Raw genomic sequence first — 19,186 nt, 5'->3', positions numbered from 1 at the left:
TGGGCTCCAGCTTTCGCTGGAGCGACAGGTGGATTAGGCCTTGTTTTCGAAGGCTTACGCGGCGGGCAGCTTCGCCCCGACCTGCAGCATCTGTCCGTCGGTGATGATCACGCGATCGCCCAGTCTGACCTGGTCGAACAGCAATTTGGCGAATTCGAGGGGAACGCCGATGCAGCCATGCGTTGCAGATCCCCATTTCACGTCGCTGCCATGGATGGCGACGCCGTCATTGGTCAGGCGCAGCATATAGGGCATCGGCGCATTGTAGAGATTCGAGATATGGTGCTTTTTCATCTGCGTGATCGGAAAGGTGCCGAGCGGGCTCGGCTTGTCGGTCGCGCCATAGAGGATGACGGCGACGCCGATCTCATAGCCGTCGCGGAAGACCGACAGTGTTTGTGCCGTGAGGTCGACAGTGATCAGCATCGGCCCGTCGGGAACGCCCTCGTCGTTCCACACATAAGCGCCATGTTTCAGCGGACCGTCAATCTGGAGCGCCGACTTGATCACATAGGGCGCAGGCTCGGCAGATTCGGCGGCGACGGGTCGGGGCGTGGCCTTCGGCATGGGCGCGGTTGCCGGCGCGATTTCGGCCTTGGGTGTCGCGGGCGTCGCCACGGGCTTGGGGCGCGATGCGGTGGGCAGCATCTTCGTGGGCAATCCGCTCGCCGCGACCGCGCTTCCGATCAGGCCGACGGCAAGAAAGGCCTTTACGCCCGCGCCGATCGCGCTTTTCATTGCCTTGCCCGCCACTGCCGATGCTCCCGGTTCGATTCACACTTTGTTTACCCAAAGCGCGGGCGAGAAGAAGGGGCGGATTTCCGCTGTGCCGGGACGGGACGACGGCGTGGCGAGATGTTAATTGGTAAATGACGATGATCCGGCCGGGGGCGGTGCGGGCCGGGACGCGAGGGCGAAAGAACGATGAATTTCTTCAACCTGCTGCGATCGCTCGACGAACTGCTCTACGAAGTCATGTCCTGGCTGGTCTTTTATCCGGTCACTCTGTGGCGGACGCTGCGTTATCCGCGCAGGATGATGGATTATGCGGACAGTGAGCTCGGCGATTCAGCGGAGCGGCAATATACCGATACGCTCAGTCCGCCCTTGTTCCTGCTGCTCACGCTCGTTCTCGGCCATGCGATCGAACTGGCCGTCGTCGGTGAGAACAGCATCGTGAAGAGCCATGTCGGCCTGGCCGGCCTGATCGACAGCGATACCAATCTCGTGCTGCTGCGCGTCGTGATCTTCAGCCTGTTTCCGCTGATCATGGCGACGCGGCTGGTCCGCAAGCAGCGGATCGGGCTCGAACGCGCGACACTGCGGCCGCCATTCTACAGTCAATGCTATGTCGCGGCGCCCTTCGCGCTCCTGCTCGGGATCGCCGCGATCATCGTTCAGCTTCCCTGGATCTGGGCGCCGCCGCTTGGCCTGGCGATGATCCTGGTCGCTTTGCTCTGCTATGGCGGTCTCCAGATCGGCTGGTTCGCACGGCATCTGCGCGTTTCGCGCTGGCAGGGCCTGTGGAACGCATCGCTTGCCATGATCGAATGCGTGGTTGCCGCCAGCATCGGCGCGCTTCTGTTCAGTTGAACTTTCTCAGCCGAGCGTCACGAAACTGTCCATCACGCGCTTGCGTCCGGCCTGCTCGAAATCGATCTCCAGCTTGTTGCCCTCGATCTCGGCAACGGTGCCGTAGCCGAATTTCTGGTGGAAGACGCGCATGCCCAGGCTGATGTCGCTGCGGCCCTTATTGCCCAGGCTGACCGCGCTGGTCCGTGCCTCCATCACGCGTTGCGGCGCGGTCGAGAAGCTGCCGGTGGCGGCGGCGCGCTGCCAGCCGGGGCCGCGGCCGGTGCCGCGACCGACATTGGCGAAGGGATCGGCGCGTTCGGACCAGCTGGCGCGCCACAGGCTTTCGCCGCCCGACATGCTGCTCTGTTCCTCGATATGCTCACGGGGCAATTCGCCGACGAAGCGGCTGGGGATGCTGCTCGTCCATTGGCCATAGATGCGCCGGTTCGCGGCGTGGAGGATGACGGCGCGGCGGCGCGCGCGGGTGATCGCGACATAAGCGAGCCGGCGCTCCTCCTCGAGCGAGGCGAGGCCGCCTTCGTCCAGCGCGCGCTGTGACGGAAACACGCCTTCTTCCCAGCCGACGAGAAAGATGGTGTCGAACTCCAGCCCCTTGGCGGCATGGATCGTCATGATCGTCACCCTGGCCTCTTCGGCGGTGGCTTCATTGTCCATCACCAGGCTGACATGTTCGAGGAACGCGCCCAGCGTCTCATATTCCTCCATCGCGCGGACGAGCTCGTTGAGATTCTCGAGCCGTCCCGATGCCTCGACCGATTTTTCGGCCTGCCACATCGCGGTATAGCCGCTTTCGTCGAGGATCTGGCGGGCCAGTTCGGGATGGGGCAGCGTGTTCGCCATGTCGCGCCAGCGGGCAACGTCGCCGACGAAATTGCCGAGCGCGCGGCGTGCCTGCGGCGTGATCTCGTCGGTGTCGAGGATCCGCGCGGCGGCGAGCGTCAGCGGAATGCCCTCGGCGCGGGCGAGCATGTGTAGCTTCGCCACCGCCTTGTCGCCCAGGCCGCGCTTGGGGACGTTGACGATCCTTTCGAAGGCGAGGTCGTCGGCGGGCTGGTGGACGATGCGCAGATAGGCGAGCGCATCGCGGATTTCCTGGCGTTCGTAGAAACGGAAACCGCCGACGATGCGATAATTGAGCCCGATCGCGATGAAGCGATCCTCGAACTCGCGCGTCTGATGCTGCGCACGGACCAGTATGGCGGCGTCGTCGAGCGATCCGCCGCGGCGCGTATGCGCCTCGATCTCCTCGCCGACGCGGCGCGCTTCCTCCGGCCCGTCCCAGACGCCGAGTATTTCGACCTTTTCGCCGTTGCCGGCATCGGTGAAGAGCGTCTTGCCCAGCCGTCCGGCATTGTTGGCGATGACGCCCGATGCCGCGGCCAGGATATGCGATGTCGACCGGTAATTCTGTTCGAGGCGGATGACAGCAGCGCCCGGGAAGTCCTTCTCGAACTTCAGGATATTCTCCACCTGTGCGCCGCGCCAGCTATAGATGGACTGGTCGTCATCTCCAACGCAGCAGATGTTCTTGCTCGCCTGGGCGAGCAGGCGGAGCCACAGATACTGGCTCGAATTGGTGTCCTGATACTCGTCCACCATGATGTATTTGAAGCGCTGCTGATAGTGTTCCAGCACGTCGCGATGACGCTTCAATATGGTGAGCATGTGGAGCAGGAGGTCGCCGAAATCGCAGGCGTTGAGCGCGCGCAGTCGGTCCTGATAAATCTGGTACAGCGCCTGTCCGCGGCCATTGGCGAACAATTCGCTTTCGCCCGCGTCGAGCATGTCGGGGGTCAGCCCCTTGTTCTTCCATCCGTCGATCAGGCCGCCGAGCTGCCGTGCCGGCCAGCGCTTCTCGTCGAGATCGGCGGCGGCGATGAGCTGCTTGATCAGGCGGAGCTGATCGTCGGTGTCGAGGATGGTGAAATTGGATTGCAGGCCGACCAGCTCGGCATGGCGGCGCAGCATCTTTGCGCCGATCGCGTGGAAGGTGCCGAGCCAGGGCATGCCTTCGACCACGTCGCCGACCAGGCGGCCGACGCGTTCCTTCATCTCGCGCGCCGCCTTGTTGGTGAAGGTGACCGACAGGATCTCCGACGGCCATGCCTTGCGCGTGTGCAGCAGGTGCGCGAGCCGCGCGGTGAGTGCCGCGGTCTTGCCGGTGCCCGCGCCGGCCAGCACGAGCACGGGGCCTTCGGTGGTCAGCACGGCCTGGCGCTGTGCTGGGTTCAGGCCGCGCAGATAGGGCGGGTCTTCGGTGGGGGCAGGAACGGTCACGCGTGAACAGTTAGGGAACATGGCGCGCCGGGGCAAGCCATCCGCGGCTCAGTTCGTGGCTTGCGCGATCTGGACCTGATTGCGGCCTTGTTTCTTGGCCAGGTACAATGCCTGATCGGCCGCCTTCAACGCGCCACGCGGATCCTCATGGGCCAGCACATCGGCGATTCCGGCGGAAAAGGTGACGGTGGGCAGCCTTTTGCCCGTCACCCGATTGACCAGATTGCGTTGCGATAGCGTCTCGCGCGCGTCGTCGACGATCTCGAAGACCTGCGCGCTGGTCATGTTGCGGAACAGCATGACGAATTCCTCGCCGCCATGGCGGGCGACATGGCAAGCTTCGCCGGAAATGTCCGAAAGGATCTCGGCGACGAGTTTCAGCACGCGATCGCCGGTCGCATGGCCATGGGTGTCGTTGACCGTCTTGAAGTGATCGATATCGCAAAAGGCGATGGTGAGGGCTTCGCCCGCGCTGCCGGCGGCTTTGGCATCTTCGGCCAGACGCGTTTCGAAGGCCCGCCGATTGGGCAGGCCGGTCAGGTGATCATGCTCGGCTGCGTGTCGCGCGCTGGCCAGACTCTTCTCGAGCAGCTGGACCTGCTTCTGCTGGCGCCGCAATTCCTTTTCGACGTCGCGGGTTTCCTTGATCATCGATTCGGTCAGGCTCAGCAATTTGATGAAGCCGCTCGAATTGTCGATCGTGGGCAGATCCTCCGCGGCACCGGCCAGTGCCTTGCCATAATCCCTCGCCGAGATATGCGATCGATCGATCACCGTCGCGGCATCGCCGAGATTGGCCTCGATCCGCTCGATCATCGTGCGGAGCGCGTCGGCGGTCAGTTCTTGATCCCGTTCCGCGGCGAGCAGCGCCTCGGCCCAGCTGTCGGTGATCGTGCCGGATGCCTGGAGCCGCGCGGCGACCGCCGTCGCGATCCGGTGATTGTTCCCGGTGAGATAATCGCTCGCCAGGCTGAAATTGAGCGGCGTCAAATCCAGGTCGTGGGTGAACAGGAACGTGCCGATCTCGTCGAACAGCCGGCGACGCTGCTCGCCGGCGCGCGCAAAGGATCCGCCGTCGTTGCCGGATCCCACCCAGCGTGCGATCCGTTTCGTGATGCTTTCATTTTCGCTCATACGCATCCGGTCAGTGCCGCCGCATCGGTCCCCACCGCGACGACCCGGACCGCTCCCCACTCAAGTCCGAACTGTCACCCCCCATAAGGCCGAGTCGCGCATGCGCCGAGTCCCTTGTTGCGTGATTTCTTCGTTTATTCGGGGCAAAAGGGGCCGGATGGCGTCAAATCGGTGCTGCATGACGTCATACGGCAAGGGCGCGCAACGATGGCGACTCGCCGGGACCGGGATCATTTGCGGCCATGCACCGACCGTCGCCGCCAAAAATCAATGCGAGATGGTTCGGAAAAAGCGGGCGATGCCGGGGCCGGGATTGTCGTAGCGGCGCGTGGTGTCGTCGCAGCGATAGGCATGGAAATCGCCGGCGCCGATCGTCTTCGATCCGTCAATGAAGGTGATGACGAGCGTGCCCTCCGTCACGCACACCGTCTCGGTCCAGGCCGGGCCATGGATGACGGGCGTGTAGCACTCGCCCGGCGCCAGCGACCAGCGCCAGACCTCGACTTCCTGCCGCGTGGTGAAACTCGACAGCAATGTGCCGGAGCTTTCCGGTGTGTCCCCGGCCCAGGCCAATGCCTCGATCTTTTCCGGATTGGCGCCGGCGGGCCCCTGGACGAGATCGGAAAAACGCACGCCCAGCGCTTCGGCAAGACGATCGAGCGTGGCGAGGCTGACATTGGCGTCGCCGGCTTCGATCGCCGCGATCATGCGCCGGCTGACGGATGAGGCGGTGGCGAGTGCGTCCTGACTCATATTTTCGGCGTTCCGATAGCGACGCAGATTGCCGGCGACATGCGCGAGAAGGGGTGGGCGGGGTTGACTGTGCAATATATTGCTCATAGCGATATGTGCATTATGCTGCACAATGTTCGGAGGAGCAAGGCATGTCCGGGATGACGGGGCGGAACATCGCCTATCCGATCCTGTTGCTGCTGATCGCGATGGTCTCGATCCAGATCGGGGCGACGATCGCCAAGGGGCTGTTTCCGCTGGTCGGCGCGCCGGGCGCCAGCGCGTTGCGGCTTGGCCTGGGTGCGCTGATCCTGATCGTCGCGATGCGACCTTGGCGGACCATGCCCGGGCCGGGCGAATGGCGGGCGCTGCTGCTGTACGGCGCGGCCCTCGGTTGCATGAACCTGCTCTATTACATGTCGCTGCGCACGGTGCCGATCGGCATCGCGGTCTCGCTCGAATTTGTCGGGCCGCTTGCGGTCGCGGTCTTCGGTTCGCGGCGTGCGCTCGATTTCCTCTGGGTCGCGCTGGCCGCGGGGGGATTGCTGCTTCTGCTGCCGATCGGGACGGGCGGCAGCGATATCGATCCGCTGGGCGCCGCCTATGCGCTGGCGGCGGGTGCCTTCTGGGCGGGCTATATCCTGTTCGGCAAGAAGGCCGGCGGCGATCTCGGCGCGGGCAGTGTCGCCTGGGGGACGATCATCGCCGCATTGCTCGTGGTGCCCGTCGGCGTGGCGGACGCGGGCATGGCATTGCTCAACCCCGCACTGCTGCCGATGGCGCTGGGCGTGGCGATCCTGTCGACTGCCTTGCCCTATACGCTGGAGATGGCGGCGCTGACGCGCATGCCGGCGCATCTGTTCGGCACGCTGATGAGCGTCGAACCCGCGATCGGCGCGCTCTCCGGCCTGATCCTGCTCGGTGAGCATCTCGCGCCGATGCAATGGGCCGCGATCGGCGCGATCATCATGGCATCGCTCGGCGCATCGCTGACCATCGGCGGCGGGGAAAAGGTGGTTCCGGCGGCGGATTAGGGGCACAATCTTCTCCTCCCTGCGCATGGCGTGGGGAGGGGGACCGCTCCAGCATAAGCTGGAGTGGTGGAGGGGAATTTCGACACCGCAAGCCGCTCCGCGGCTCCCCTCCGCCATGCTGCGCATGGTCCCCCTCCCCACGGCTGCGCCGCAGGGAGGATTTAACGGTCCGATTTCCCGCTTTTGCGCCGAAGCGTTAAACGGCTATGGCGCTGGTCGGGGAGAGGTCATGACCAATAAAAGCATATCCGCGCCGTCCAACCGTCGCATCCTGTTCGCGAGCCTCGTCGGCACGTCGGTCGAATTCTACGATTTCTATATCTATGCGACCGCGGCGGCATTGGTGTTCGGGCCGCTATTCTTCCCGTCGAGCGATCCGGGCATGGAGATGCTGCTCTCCTATGCCAGCCTCGGCACCGCCTTTATCGCGCGGCCGGTCGGCGCCTGGGTGTTCGGTCATTATGGCGACCGGATCGGGCGAAAATCGACGCTGGTCGCCTCATTGATGATGATGGGCGGATCGACGTTGCTGATCGCGTTCCTGCCGACCTATGCGACCGCCGGCATCTGGGCGCCGATCCTGCTCAACATCCTGCGTTTCGGCCAGGGTTTCGGCCTGGGTGGTGAATGGGGTGGGGCAGCGCTGCTCGCGGTCGAGAATGCCGCGCCGGGGCGTCGCGGCCGCTATGGCATGGTCCCGCAACTCGGGGCGCCGGTGGGATTCATCGCCGCCAACGGGCTGTTCCTGATCCTCGGCACGATGATGACCACCGATCAGTTCTTCGCCTGGGGCTGGCGTATCCCGTTCCTGCTCAGCATCATACTGGTCGGCGTGGGGCTCTGGGTCCGCCTCAAGATCACCGAAACCCCCGCCTTCGCCGCGGTGCTGGAGGAGGGGCCGCCGCCCGCGGTACCGATGGGCGAGTTGTTGCGGGATCACTGGAAAGTGACGGTCGGTGCCACCTTTGGCGTGATCGCCTGTTTCGCGGTCTATTATCTCTCCACGGCCTTCGCGCTCGGCTATGCGACCAAGACGCTGGGCATCGATCGGCAGGTCTTCCTGTCGATGCAGATCGGCGCGATCATGTTCATGGCGCTGGGCATCTGTCTGGCGGGCTTGTGGTCCGACCGGATCGGTGCCGGACGCGTGCTGATCTACGGCACGATGGCGGCGATTGTGACCGGGCTGTTGCTCGCCCCGGCGCTCGAATCCGGCTCGCTCGCCATCATCTTCATCGGGCTCAGCGTCGCGCTGTTCGTGATGGGCTTCGTCTACGGCCCGCTCGGCGCATGGCTGCCCAGCCTGTTCCCGACGCGGGTGCGCTATACCGGCGTGTCGATGACATTCAACGTGGCGGGCATCGTCGGCGGCGGGCTGACGCCGGTCGCGGCGCAGGCGCTGTCGGATTATGGCGGGCTGATCTGGGTCGGCGTGTATCTCGCGGCCGCGTCGTCGATCAGCCTGGTGGCACTGCTCGCGCTGGGTGCACGGGATTAGGGCCGGCCAACTCACTTTCCGTCATTCCCGCGAACGCGGGAATGACAAAAGGGAGATCGAGAAGGGGCAGGTGGGCTGGATCATCGGCCCGGCACCGCCGATCCCGATCAATCCATGGTCAGCAGGGTCAGCTTCGCCTTGCCGTGGACACGCTCGACGGCAACGGTGAATCCTGGAATCTCGACCGCCTCTCGGGCGCCGGTCTCCAGGCTGACCCAGGTGCCCGGGGCGATCGCGCCCCGCGTGACGAGTCCGGCCAGCGCCTTTTGACCCAACCCGCTGTCATAGGGCGGGTCGAGCATGACGAGGTCGAAGGGCCCCATCAGCGGCGACAATGCCGATTGGGCGCGGATATCGGCGCGGTCGCCGGCCTTCAGCGCATCGGCATTGGCCCGCAGCGATGCGATTGCCGCGCGATCCTGTTCGACGAAGGTGCAGCGCGCCGCGCCGCGCGACAGCGCTTCCAGCCCGAGCGCGCCGGTGCCCGCGAACAGGTCGGCCACCCGCAATTCCTCGAAATTGCCGAGGCGGCTGGCAAGCATCGAGAACAGCGCCTCGCGCGTGCGGTCGGCGGTCGGCCGGGTTGCGTCCCCGACCGGCGCGCGCAGCACCCGGCCGCGCCAATCCCCGGCGATTATCCGCATATCGCCGATCCGTCGGCCAATGACGCGGACGTCACTTCAGCCCTTTCCTGAACGCGACGAGATCATGCTGCAGCACTTCGTCAACCGCACCGCTGGGCAGGTCGCCCAGTGATAGCGTGCCATAGGATGTCCGGATCAGGCGTGAGACCTGGAGGCCCAGATGTTCGAGCACGCGGCGAACCTCGCGATTCTTCCCTTCGGTGAGCTTCATCTCGACCCAGACATTGGCGCCGGTGCGGCGTTCCAGATTGGCGTCGATCGAACCATAGCGCACGCCCTCGATCTCGACGCCTTCGATCAGATCCTCCAGCTGTGCCTGGGAGACGTGCCCATAGGCGCGCGCGCGATAGCTGCGGACCACGCCGGAGCGCGGCAGCTCGAGCTGCCGCTTGAGCTCGCCATCGGTGGTCAGCAGCAGCAGCCCTTCGGTATTGAGGTCGAGCCGGCCGACGGGAATCACGCGCGGCAAGTCCTCGGGCAGCTTGTCGTAGATGGTCGGGCGGCCAGTGAAATCCCGTTCCGCGGTGAGCAGGCCGGCTGGCTTATGATAACGGAACAGACGCGTCGGCGCCGCGGCATTCACCGGTGTACCGTCCACTGTGATCCCGGCTAGCGAGGGCAGGATCGTCGCGGGCGTGTCCAGTGTTGTGCCGTTCAACGCGATGCGCCCTTCCTCGATCATCCGCTCGATCTCGCGACGCGACGCGATGCCCGCGCGTGCGAGCAGCTTGGCGATGCGTTGGCCGGCCTTGGGATCGGCCTGTGCATCGGTTGCCGGGATCGCATTCGGGTCTGCGCTGGGAGCGGCCTTGGCGAAGGGTTTTGGGCCGGGGGTGGAACTGCGCTTCGGCTCTGCCCTGGGATAGGGCTTTGGGCCAGCATCCGCACCGCGTCGTGCTTCGGGTCTGCCAAAGGGTTTCGCACCGGTGTCGGCACCGCGCCGTACGTCGGGCTTGCCGAAGGGCTTCGGACCGGCATCGGCACCGCGCCGTGCGTCAGGCTTGCCGAAGGGCTTCGGACCGGCATCGGCACCGCGCCGTGCGTCAGGCTTGCCGAAGGGCTTCGGACCGGCACCGGCACCGCGCCGTGCGTCAGGCTTGCCGAAGGGCTTCGAGCCGGCCTCGGCGCCGCGCCGCGCATCGGACCTGCCAAAGGGTTTCGGGCCGGCCTCGGTGCCACGCCGTGTGTCGGGCCTGCCAAAGGGCTTCGAGCCGCCCTCGGCGCCGCGCCGTGTGTCGGGCCTGCCAAAGGGCTTCGAGCCGGCCTCGCCGCCGCGCCGTGCGTCGGGCCTGCCAAAGGGCTTCGAGCCGGCATCGGCACCGCGCCGCGTATTGGCTTTGCCATGGGGCTTCGCGCTGGCGTCGCCGCGCTTTGCTTCGGCCTTGGAATAGAGCTTCGAGTCGGCGTCGCCGCCGCGTCTGGCATTGGCTTTGGCATAGGGTTTCGAGCCGGCGTCGGCATCGCGCTTTGGACCAGCCTTGGAATGAGGCTTGGAAGCGTCCTTGGCGCCGGACTTCGGGCCGCCTTTGGGATCGGGCCTGGAGCCCGTTTTGGGACCGGATTTACGACCGGTCTTCGCGTTATGCGGCGGCGGGGGCACGGGCAGACTCCGGAACAAAATGAATCGATGCGCGCTCATTGGCGAGCGGCTATGCGCTACGCGTATCGCGAAAGGACAAGCGCATAGATGCTGTTTGGGCGCAAGCAAAGGCTGATCAACCGGCTGCTTATCGTAGAGGATGAGCCGTTGGTGGCGTTCGACCTCGAAAATGCCCTGAGTCATGCGGGTTATCAGGTGGTCGCGACGGTCGATCGCTATCGCGATGCGATGGCGGTGATCGAGGCAGAACCGCTCGATCTGGTCCTGAGCGACGTGAAACTGACCGGGAAACGCGATGGCGTCGATCTGGCGCGTGCGGTGAAGCCGCGCGGGCTCCGACTGATGTTCGTGACCGCAAGCTGCCCGATCGATGCGCCGGACTTGTCGATCGGCTGCCTCGCCAAGCCCTATGGGCACAGGGAGCTGCTCGATGCGCTCGCGGTGGTCGATGCGACCTTGGGGGGCAAGCGCCCGAAGCGGCTGCCGGTGGGATTGAGTCTCTACGCGCTGTAACGAACGGCACGCCGGTCAGCCCAGATGCGCGTCCACCGTATCGTGGAACGTGCGGATGCCGGTCTCCAGCGTGCCGAGCGTCAGCCGTTCGATCGCGCCGGAGGCGAGACCTTCCTGGCCCAGCGCCGCGGCGCGGAAATCCTCGCCCGCGAAGACGCCTTCATCGAGCAAGGTCCAGCTCCGTTCCCAATGCGCCAGCGCCTTGTCGGTCGCGGGCGGTTCGGGGATCAGCATGAAATCCTCGACCAGCACACGGTCCACCGCGCGGGGCATCAGCACCATCAGGTTCACATAATCGGGACTGACGATGATGACGGTGGCGGGAAACAGCTGATAGGCGAAGGTGATGCTCGCGCGCAGCGACTGCCAGTCGTTCAGGTCGAGCGCCGCGACCGCGGCCTCGCGGCCGACCGCGGAGCGCTGATGCGGGCCGATCGTGTCTCCGCTCGTCACCCCGTCCTGAAAGAAGGGGCCGATCGTGTCGGCATGGAGCCGCTGGACGTGATAGCTTTCCAGGAACGCGTCCATGATCAGCTTCCAGTTGGCGGGCACGTCATGGGTCCGGCGGCGGAACAGATGCTGGCCGCCAAGCGCGAAAGCGTCGAAATCATGCGACAGCGTTTCCGCCCCGGCAAAATCGGCCTGCTCGGCGAAGGAGAACCAGATCAGCCCGCCCGCTTCGAAGGTCGGGAGCTTCACCAGCCCGAAATCCTGCTTGTCGAGCCCCGGAAAACTGTCCGGCCGCGGCATGCCGGCAAGCGAGCCGTCGAGTTTGTAGGTCCAGGCATGATAGGGGCAGACGAGCCGGGGCGCGCAGACGGCTTCGCCGCCTTCGACCAGGCGCGTGCCGCGATGCCGGCAGACATTGCGAAAGACATGCGCCACCCCCTTGCCGTCGCGCGCGATCAGCAGCGGCGTGCCGAATCCGTCATGCGGCACCGCCATATTGGGACGCGGCAGCAGCGCCGACGGTGCGATCACCTGGGGCAGGCCGCGGAACAATCTTTCCTGTTCGGTGTCGAAGCGGATGGGGTCGGTATAGGCGCTGGCGGGAACGCTGGTGACGCCTTCGCCCGTGCGCGGACAGCCATGCGCGATCGCATCCGCCAGCGCGAGCTGGCCCGAAGTGGGGGTGAGCGCGTTCATGCCGCAATTCCTCTCCGTTCGCGGTATTCCGGTTGTTCTGGGGCTAGGCATATCCCAGAAATTCTATAGTTTCCCGCGGAAATTGAAGGGGCGGGGTATGGTTCATGGCTGACGCTACGGCATCGGGGACTTCAAGCTTTCTCGAAACAATGCGTCCCTATATACGCCCGCGTCCGCTGGCTGCGCTGCTGCTCGGCATATCGAGCGGCTTTCCGCTTGCGCTCCTCCTCGGGACGATGACCTTCTGGCTGGCGAAGGTCGGCATCGACAAGAAGACCATCGGTTTCGCGATCGGCCTGACGACGCCCTACACGCTGAAATTCCTGTGGGCGCCGCTGGTCGATCGGATCAATCTTCCGATCCTGACGCCGCTCTTTGGGCAACGGCGTTCATGGCTGTTTCTTGTCCAGTCGCTGCTGTTCCTGTCGGTTTGGATGCTCGGCGCGAGCCAGCCGGAACACCATCTTGGCGTCTTCGCCTTCTGGGCGATCCTGACGGCCTTTCTGGGCGCGACGCAGGACATCATCATCGACGCGTATCGGATCGAGATCCTTTCCGACGAGGAACTGCCGCACGGCACCGCGACAAATCAGCTGGGATATCGCATCGGCGCCTTTATCGCGGGTGTCGGCACGATCGCGATGGCCTCGACCGAGGGACTCAATCTGGGCTGGGCGCTTGCCTATGGCTTGACGGCGCTGTGCATCATTCCCGGCATCGTCGCCGCGATGTGGGCCGGGCCGGGCCTGCACGACAGGGCAATGAAGCGCGTCACGACGGGCGGCCAGTGGCTCAAAGATACCATCATCTCGCCCTTCGCCGATTTCCTGAAGCGGCGCGGCGCGGTGCTGATCCTGTTCTTCGTCCTGCTCTACAAGGTCGGCGATGCGATGGGGCAGGGCATGCTCAATCCGATGATCGTCGAACTGGGCTTCTCCGACACCGAGTTCATCGCGATCAACAAGGTGCTCGGTTTCTGGGGCCTGATCGTTGGAACTGCGCTTGCGGCACCATTCATGGCCTGGCTGGGCATGGGCCGCGCGCTTTTCATCTCCGGTCTCATGATGATGCTGAGCAACTTCTTCTTCGTGATCGTCGCGCTTGCCGGGCATTCCGTTCCGTGGCTGGCGGTTGCGATTGCGGTCGAACAGATCACCAGCGGTATCGGACTGACCGTGATGGTCACTTATTTTTCGGGCCTTTCGAGTGTGGCTTACACCGCGACTCAATTCGCGTTGCTTTCCGCCCTGGCGGGCGTCGGCCGCACTTGGATGTCCACGCCGTCGGGCTATCTTGCCGAATCATTGGGCTGGCCGGGCTTCTGGCTCTTCACGATCGTGGCGGCGATTCCGGGCATGGTCCTGCTCTGGATCCTGTGGAAGCGCGGCTTCGTGGCAGAGACCGTGCGGCAACCCGGTACTCAGGCCGTCGAGGAAAAGGCGAGCGGCTGATGCCCTGGCTGATCGTCTCCGTCCTGATCCAGCTCGCCTGCGCGATCCATGTGATCCGCAGCGGGCGCAACCAGACCTGGATCATGGTGATCATGTTCCTGCCGCTCGCGGGCGCGGCCGCCTATTTCATTCTCGAGATCATGCCGGGATTGCGGGGCAATCGGCATGTGCGGACGGTGCATGCGGTGTCGCGGCTCGACCCGGAACGCGATCTCCGCGGCGCGCGTGACGCATTGTCGCTGGCGGATACGGTGGCGAACCGGATCTTGATGGCCGATGCGCTCGCCGGGCTCGACCGGTATGAGGAAGCGGTGTCCTATTATCGCGAGGCGCTCGTGCGTTCGCCCGGCGGCGACGACCGGACCAAGGCCAAGCTCGCCCGCGCCCCGATCGAGATCGGCGAGGCCGCGGAGGCGGAACGGCTGGTCGACGAGATCGCGCCGCCCACCGGCATCGGCGAGCAGGATCGGCTGGCGATGCTGCGCGCGCGCGTCCTTGAAGCGCAGGGCAAGATCGCGCCGGCGATGGCGACCTATGCCGATCTGGTCGCGCGCTATCCGGGTGAGGAAGCGCGCTGCCGCTACGCCGCGCTGCTGCTGCAGACCGGCGATCGCCGGCGCGCCAGGGATGTGCTGGAGGAAGTGGAGCAGCGCATGAAGCGTCTCGACCGCACCCAGCGCGCGGCGGAGGCCGATATGTACGATTGGGCGACGGACCAGCTTCGTTCGCTGCGAGCATAAGCTGCAATCAGGTCTCGCATCTCGACCTTGGCGTTGGCGATTATACCTTCGACCGAGGCCGGGGCCCACATCGTCACCCTGAACTTGTTTCAGGGTCCATGCCCAAACGGGCGCGGTGGTGTGGGTTGCGGCTTGGATGCTGAAACGAGTTCAGCATGACAATGAAGTGTCCTTGGCTCAGCGAGATAAGCCGTGCTTATACCCCTCCGCTCAGCCCGAACGGTCTTCCATCCATCTCGAACTTACCGGAAAACCACCGACTTCCCGTCATTGAGGAACACCCGCCGCTCGCCCAGCGCGTTGACCGCACGGGCCAGTACCTGAGCCTCGATATCGCGGCCGATGCGGATCATGTCGTCGACCGAGGCGCGGTGATCGACGCGCTCGACGGCCTGTTCGACGATCGGGCCTTCGTCGAGATCGGCGGTCACGAAATGCGCGGTCGCGCCGATCAGCTTCACGCCGCGCGCATGGGCGCGATGATAGGGTTTGGCGCCCTTGAAGCCGGGCAGGAAGCTGTGATGGATGTTGATGCAGCGTCCGCTCAAGCGCGCCGAGAAATCCTGCGACAGCACCTGCATATAGCGGGCGAGCACCAGCAGTTCCGCGCCGGTATCGGCCATCAGTGCTTCGATCGCGCGCTCCTGCGTATCGCGATTGTCGGCATTCACCGGCAGATGATGCCAGGGCAGACCATGCCATTCGACCAGCCCGCGCAGATCGTCGTGATTGGAGACGACACCGACGATATCGACCGAAAGACCGCCGGTCTGCCGCCGATGGAGCAGGTCGTTCAGGCAATGCGATCCCTTGGACACGGCGATGAGTGCGCGGGGGCGCTCGGTGGCGGCGGTCAGCGACCAGTCCAGGTCCAGCGTCGCGGCGGTTTCGGCGAACTCGGCGCACAATTGCTCGGTTTCGCGGGGAAAATCGGGGCCGCCGGCGGTGAAGACGACGCGCATGAAGAAGCGCGCCGTCTCGATATCGGCATATTGCTGGCTGTCGAGGATGAAGCCGCTGCGCGCGGCGAGAAAGGCGCTGACACCCGCGACGATGCCGACCCGGTCGTTGCAGGTCAGTGTCAGGATCCAGCTCGGTTCGCTCATCAGGCGGCCAGCCCCGGAACCGCGACCGCGCCGACCGCGTCGGCCTCGAAGCTGCCGATCGGATAAGCGCAATAATCCGCGGCATAATAGGCGCTTGGCCGATGATTGCCTGATGCGCCCAGCCCGCCGAACGGCATGTTGCCCGCCGCGCCCGTCGTCGGCCGGTTGCGGTTGACGATGCCCGCACGGCTCCCTTCCAGGAAGCGATCCCAGAGCGCCGCGTCAGCGCTGATCAATCCGGCGGAAAGGCCGAATGCCGTTGCGTTCGCCGCTGCGATCGCCGCATCGAAATCGGCGACGCGCGTGATCTGGAGAACCGGTGCGAAGATTTCCGCATCGGGCACGTCGACACCCGTCACGTCCAGGATCGCCGGCGTGACGAAGGCGGCGGAGCGTCCGTCGACGCCGTCAAAGCCGCGAATGGTACGCGCGCCGCGCGCTTCCAGCCCGGCAAAGGCGGCACGTGCGCCAGCGGCGGCCGCGTCCGAGACCAGCGGTCCCATAAAGCCATCCTCGGCATCGTTCCATGCCCCGATGCGCAGCCGGCCCGCCATCGCGTCGACCGCGTCGACGATCGCATCGCCGGTCGCGCCCTGTGGTACGATCAGCCGGCGCGCGCACGAACAGCGCTGCCCGGTGGTGACGAATGCCGACTGGACGATGATCGACGCGGCCGCCTCGGGCGAATCCCACACGATCAGCGGATTGTTGCCGCCCAGCTCGAGCGCCAGGATCAGATGCGGGCGATCGATGGTCGCGCGCTTCAACGCCGCGCCTGCGCCGGCCGAACCGGTGAAGAGCAGCCCGTCGATATCGGCAGCGACCAGCGCCTCGCCCGTGGCGCGGGCGCCTTGGACGAGATTGAGCACGCCCGCAGGAAGCCCCGCCTTTTCCCATGCCTGCATCATCCGCTCGCCGGTGGCGGGGGTGATTTCGGACGGTTTGAAGACGATGGTGTTGCCGGCCAGCAGCGCGGGCACGATATGGCCGTTGGGCAGGTGGCCCGGGAAATTATAGGGGCCGAGCACCGCCATCACGCCATGCGCGCGATGGCGCAGCACGGCGCGGCCGAAATCGGTGTCCGCCGATCGTTCACCTGTCCGTTCCGCGTTCGCCGCGATCGAAACCGCGACCTTGGCGATCATCGATCCGATCTCGGCGCGGGTCTCCCACAGCAATTTGCCGGTCTCGCGCGAGATCAGCTGGGCAAATGCCTCGCGATCGGCTTCAAGCGCTTCGGCGAAGCGGCGCACCGCCGCGATGCGACCGTCGAGCGGCGCCGCGCGCCATGCCGGCATTGCCTTACGTGCGGCAGCGACGGCGGTCGCGATATCCGCGGGGGTCGCGGCCGCGCCCTCCCACACCGTCTCTCCCGTCGCGGGATCGAGCGACCGAAAGACCTCGCCGCCTGCCTGATTCCATTGGCCGTTCACATGCATCGATATCACCCATTCACTCGAACGGCCTCACCTTCGCGGAGGCCTAGCGCGGTTGCGGTTTGCGGATCAACCGTCAGTGTGCCGTCGTCGATCGCGGCGGCGGCGTGCGTCGCCCGGAAAGTGGGGATCGCGGCGCTCGACAGCAAGCATTGCGGGCCCTCGACGTCATGGCCGATGCCCAGGCGCAGCGTGCGGCCGCCGCGCACCGTTGCCAGTGCGTCGCGCTGGCAGGTCATGGTGGGGCCGCCATCGAAGATGTCGACCAGTCCCGATCGTTCGAAACCCTCGCGTTCCAGCAGCGCGCGTGCGGGTTCTCCGTCGCGATGGACGCGGCCGATCGCCTCGGCGGCATCCTGGTCGATCAGCTCGACATAGATGGGATGGCGCGGCGCCAGGTCGAGGATGAACTGGCCGTCGCTGGCGGTCACCATATGATCGGCCTGTTCGAAGGGGATGCGGTAGAATTTGTACGACACGCCTTCCCAGAAGGGCGATCGGCCGTCCTCGTCGAACCAGCCGCGCAGTTCCGACATCACCGTGTGCGAGAAACGCAGCGGATCCGCGCCGATCAGCATGTAGCGCGATCGGGCGAGCAGGCTGCCGGCGCCGCCGCTGCGGCGGTCCGCACGGACGAACAGCGATCCGACTTCGGTCCAGCCCGCGCATTCGTTGACCAGCACCAGCGCCTGGTGGTCGAAGCGCGTTTTCGTCGCCAGCGAATGCTGGGCGAGGGTGACGATCCGGAACGAGAAATGCGGCCGGCCCATGCCGACCGCGGCGCGCACGCCCGCGACGCCGGCAACGGCGCCGGTCTCCGCATCCTCGAGCATCAACGTGTACCAGGCTTCGGCCGGCGCGATGCTGCTGGCGAAGCTCTGCTCCGACAGGGCCAGCCGCTCGGACAGCACCGCTTCGTCTTCGGGCAGGCTGGTGAAGCCGCGGCCCGACAGGACCGCAAGCTCCATCAACGCGTCCAGGTCCGCCGGTCCGGCGGGCCGCACCACCAGCATCAAGCGGCCTTTGCGAGGTGGGCGCGGGCGGCTTCGCAGGCTGCTTCCAGCCGGGTGACGGCTTCTGCCGCTTCCTCATGGCTCAGGATCAGCGGGGGCAGCAGGCGGACGCAATTCTCGCCGCCGCCGGCAATGAGCACGCCATGATCGCGCGCCAGCGCCATGAACTCGCGATTATTGGGAATCATCTTCAGGCCGATCAGAAGCCCCTTGCCGCGGACGTCGACGATCAGGTCGGGATAACGCGCTGCCAGGTCGGTCAGCCGGGTCTTGAGATCGTCGGCGATCGCGCGGGCATGGGCCAGCGTCGCGTCCTTGGCGATCTCGTCGAACGCCGCGATCGCGACCGCCATCGCCAGTGGATTGCCGCCGAAGGTGGAGCCGTGGACGCCGACGGTCATGCCCTTTGCGGCTTCGCTGGTGGCCAGGCATGCGCCGACGGGGAAACCGCCGCCCAGCGCCTTGGCGATGCCCATGATGTCGGGCTCGACGCCCTCGAACCACTGATGCGCGAACAGCTTGCCGGTGCGGCCCATGCCGCTCTGCACTTCGTCATAGATCAGCAGCACGCCATGGGCCGTGCACAGGTCGCGGACGCGCTTCAGCCATTCGCCGGTCAGCGCGCGCGCGCCGCCTTCGCCCTGGACGGGTTCGACGATCAGCGCCGCGGTGGTCGGCCGTGCGATCGCTTCGGCGATGCCCGCCTCGTCGTCGATGGTCAGCTGGACATAGCCGGGCAGGCGGGGGCCGAAACCCTCGACATAGGACGGGTTGCCCGCCGCGTTGATCGCGGCATAGGTTCGGCCGTGGAACGATCCGGCAAAGCCGATCACGTCGATCCGCTCGGGCTGGCCATTGACGAAATGATAGCGGCGCGCGGTCTTGAGCGCGCACTCGATCGCTTCCGACCCCGAATTGCCGAAGAACACGACATCGGCGAAGCTCGCATCGGTCAGGCGCTTCGCCAGTTCTTCCTGCGCCGGGATGCGGAAGATGTTGGAGACGTGCCAGAGCTTGCCGGCCTGCTCGGTCAGCGCAGCGACCAGTGCCGGATGCGCGTGGCCCAGCGCGTCGGTGGCGATACCCGCGACGCAATCGAGATAGGCGCGGCCTTCAATATCGTGGAGCCAGGCGCCGCTGCCGTGCGAAACGGCGAGCGGCGCGCGATTGTAAACGCCCATCAATGCATCGGTCATGTCGTTGCTCCCATTAGAGTGATTTGCAGTTCGATGGAATCATCGAACGACTCGAAAATCGCGTTAAAAC

Annotated in this window: 17 protein-coding genes; 6 read left to right on the top strand and 11 right to left on the bottom strand. The window is 65.5% G+C overall.

Annotation, left to right across the window (positions count from 1 at the left end):
* Positions 1–54 precede the first annotated feature (54 nt).
* A complete protein-coding gene (locus tag AC3WN8_RS12550) occupies positions 55–753 on the bottom strand; it encodes a L,D-transpeptidase family protein (RefSeq protein ID WP_492669761.1) in 699 nt (232 codons plus the stop codon).
* A 171-nt stretch (positions 754–924) separates the two neighbouring features.
* Between AC3WN8_RS12550 and AC3WN8_RS12545 the strand changes: the two genes are divergently transcribed.
* The gene (locus tag AC3WN8_RS12545) at positions 925–1,593 is read left to right on the top strand and encodes a hypothetical protein (RefSeq protein ID WP_492669760.1); all 669 of its coding nucleotides are present in this window, start codon (positions 925–927) and stop codon (positions 1,591–1,593) included.
* Between the two features lie 6 nt (positions 1,594–1,599).
* On the opposite strand, the gene AC3WN8_RS12540 is transcribed toward AC3WN8_RS12545, so the two are convergent.
* The 3 genes from AC3WN8_RS12540 to AC3WN8_RS12530 form a co-directional block, all read right to left on the bottom strand.
* Entirely contained in the window at positions 1,600–3,873 is a 2,274-nt protein-coding gene (locus AC3WN8_RS12540) for an ATP-dependent helicase (protein WP_492669759.1), read from the bottom strand.
* Between the two features lie 48 nt (positions 3,874–3,921).
* Positions 3,922–5,007 carry a GGDEF domain-containing protein gene (locus AC3WN8_RS12535; protein WP_492669758.1) on the bottom strand — a complete coding sequence of 362 codons (1,086 nt, stop codon included), beginning with the start codon at positions 5,005–5,007 and terminating at the stop codon, positions 3,922–3,924.
* A 267-nt stretch (positions 5,008–5,274) separates the two neighbouring features.
* Positions 5,275–5,847, bottom strand: a complete 573-nt coding sequence (locus AC3WN8_RS12530) for a helix-turn-helix domain-containing protein (RefSeq protein WP_492669757.1) — start codon at positions 5,845–5,847, stop codon at positions 5,275–5,277.
* A 44-nt stretch (positions 5,848–5,891) separates the two neighbouring features.
* On the opposite strand from AC3WN8_RS12530, the gene rhtA reads away from it, so the two are divergent.
* Together rhtA and AC3WN8_RS12520 are read left to right on the top strand one after the other, a co-directional pair.
* Positions 5,892–6,773, top strand: a complete 882-nt coding sequence (gene rhtA, locus AC3WN8_RS12525; protein WP_492669756.1) for a threonine/homoserine exporter RhtA — start codon at positions 5,892–5,894, stop codon at positions 6,771–6,773.
* 229 nt (positions 6,774–7,002) lie between these two features.
* Entirely contained in the window at positions 7,003–8,271 is a 1,269-nt protein-coding gene (locus AC3WN8_RS12520; protein WP_492669755.1) for an MFS transporter, read from the top strand.
* Positions 8,272–8,378: 107 nt separating this feature from the next.
* On the opposite strand, the gene rsmD is transcribed toward AC3WN8_RS12520, so the two are convergent.
* Entirely contained in the window at positions 8,379–8,936 is a 558-nt protein-coding gene (gene rsmD, locus AC3WN8_RS12515; protein ID WP_492669820.1) for a 16S rRNA (guanine(966)-N(2))-methyltransferase RsmD, read from the bottom strand.
* A gap of 10 nt (positions 8,937–8,946) precedes the next feature.
* The gene (locus AC3WN8_RS12510) at positions 8,947–10,515 is read right to left on the bottom strand and encodes a pseudouridine synthase (protein ID WP_492669754.1); all 1,569 of its coding nucleotides are present in this window, start codon (positions 10,513–10,515) and stop codon (positions 8,947–8,949) included.
* Positions 10,516–10,602: 87 nt separating this feature from the next.
* Here AC3WN8_RS12510 and AC3WN8_RS12505 point away from each other — a divergent pair, with 87 nt between their 5' ends.
* Positions 10,603–11,028 (top strand): response regulator, encoded by a 426-nt coding sequence (locus tag AC3WN8_RS12505; RefSeq protein WP_492669753.1) that lies wholly within the window; start codon positions 10,603–10,605, stop codon positions 11,026–11,028.
* Between the two features lie 15 nt (positions 11,029–11,043).
* Here AC3WN8_RS12505 and AC3WN8_RS12500 read toward each other — a convergent pair whose 3' ends face one another.
* A complete protein-coding gene (locus AC3WN8_RS12500; RefSeq protein ID WP_492669752.1) occupies positions 11,044–12,174 on the bottom strand; it encodes an aromatic ring-hydroxylating oxygenase subunit alpha in 1,131 nt (376 codons plus the stop codon).
* Between the two features lie 104 nt (positions 12,175–12,278).
* Here AC3WN8_RS12500 and AC3WN8_RS12495 point away from each other — a divergent pair, with 104 nt between their 5' ends.
* Together AC3WN8_RS12495 and AC3WN8_RS12490 are read left to right on the top strand one after the other, a co-directional pair.
* Positions 12,279–13,625 carry an AmpG family muropeptide MFS transporter gene (locus AC3WN8_RS12495; RefSeq protein ID WP_492669751.1) on the top strand — a complete coding sequence of 449 codons (1,347 nt, stop codon included), beginning with the start codon at positions 12,279–12,281 and terminating at the stop codon, positions 13,623–13,625.
* Positions 13,625–14,365 (top strand): tetratricopeptide repeat protein, encoded by a 741-nt coding sequence (locus AC3WN8_RS12490; RefSeq protein ID WP_492669750.1) that lies wholly within the window; start codon positions 13,625–13,627, stop codon positions 14,363–14,365. The genes AC3WN8_RS12495 and AC3WN8_RS12490 overlap by 1 nt, the downstream gene beginning before the upstream one ends.
* A gap of 242 nt (positions 14,366–14,607) precedes the next feature.
* On the opposite strand, the gene purU is transcribed toward AC3WN8_RS12490, so the two are convergent.
* From purU to AC3WN8_RS12470, 4 genes are read right to left on the bottom strand one after another with little or no spacing between them, the layout of a single operon-like run.
* Positions 14,608–15,471, bottom strand: coding sequence for a formyltetrahydrofolate deformylase (purU, locus tag AC3WN8_RS12485; protein WP_492669749.1), 864 nt, complete (start codon positions 15,469–15,471; stop codon positions 14,608–14,610).
* Positions 15,471–16,910, bottom strand: a complete 1,440-nt coding sequence (astD, locus tag AC3WN8_RS12480; protein WP_492669819.1) for a succinylglutamate-semialdehyde dehydrogenase — start codon at positions 16,908–16,910, stop codon at positions 15,471–15,473. The genes purU and astD overlap by 1 nt, the downstream gene beginning before the upstream one ends.
* Before the next feature lie 5 nt (positions 16,911–16,915).
* Positions 16,916–17,920, bottom strand: a complete 1,005-nt coding sequence (locus AC3WN8_RS12475) for an arginine N-succinyltransferase (protein ID WP_492669748.1) — start codon at positions 17,918–17,920, stop codon at positions 16,916–16,918.
* Positions 17,920–19,116: an aspartate aminotransferase family protein gene (locus AC3WN8_RS12470; protein WP_492669747.1), complete on the bottom strand. Its 1,197-nt coding sequence runs from the start codon at positions 19,114–19,116 to the stop codon at positions 17,920–17,922. The genes AC3WN8_RS12475 and AC3WN8_RS12470 overlap by 1 nt, the downstream gene beginning before the upstream one ends.
* Positions 19,117–19,186 lie beyond the last annotated feature (70 nt).

This window comes from Sphingobium sp. FW305-3-2-15-F-TSA7 (assembly GCF_058787155.1).
The sequence above is the reverse complement of the archived record's forward strand: the minus strand, read 5'-3'. Positions and strand labels throughout refer to the sequence as shown.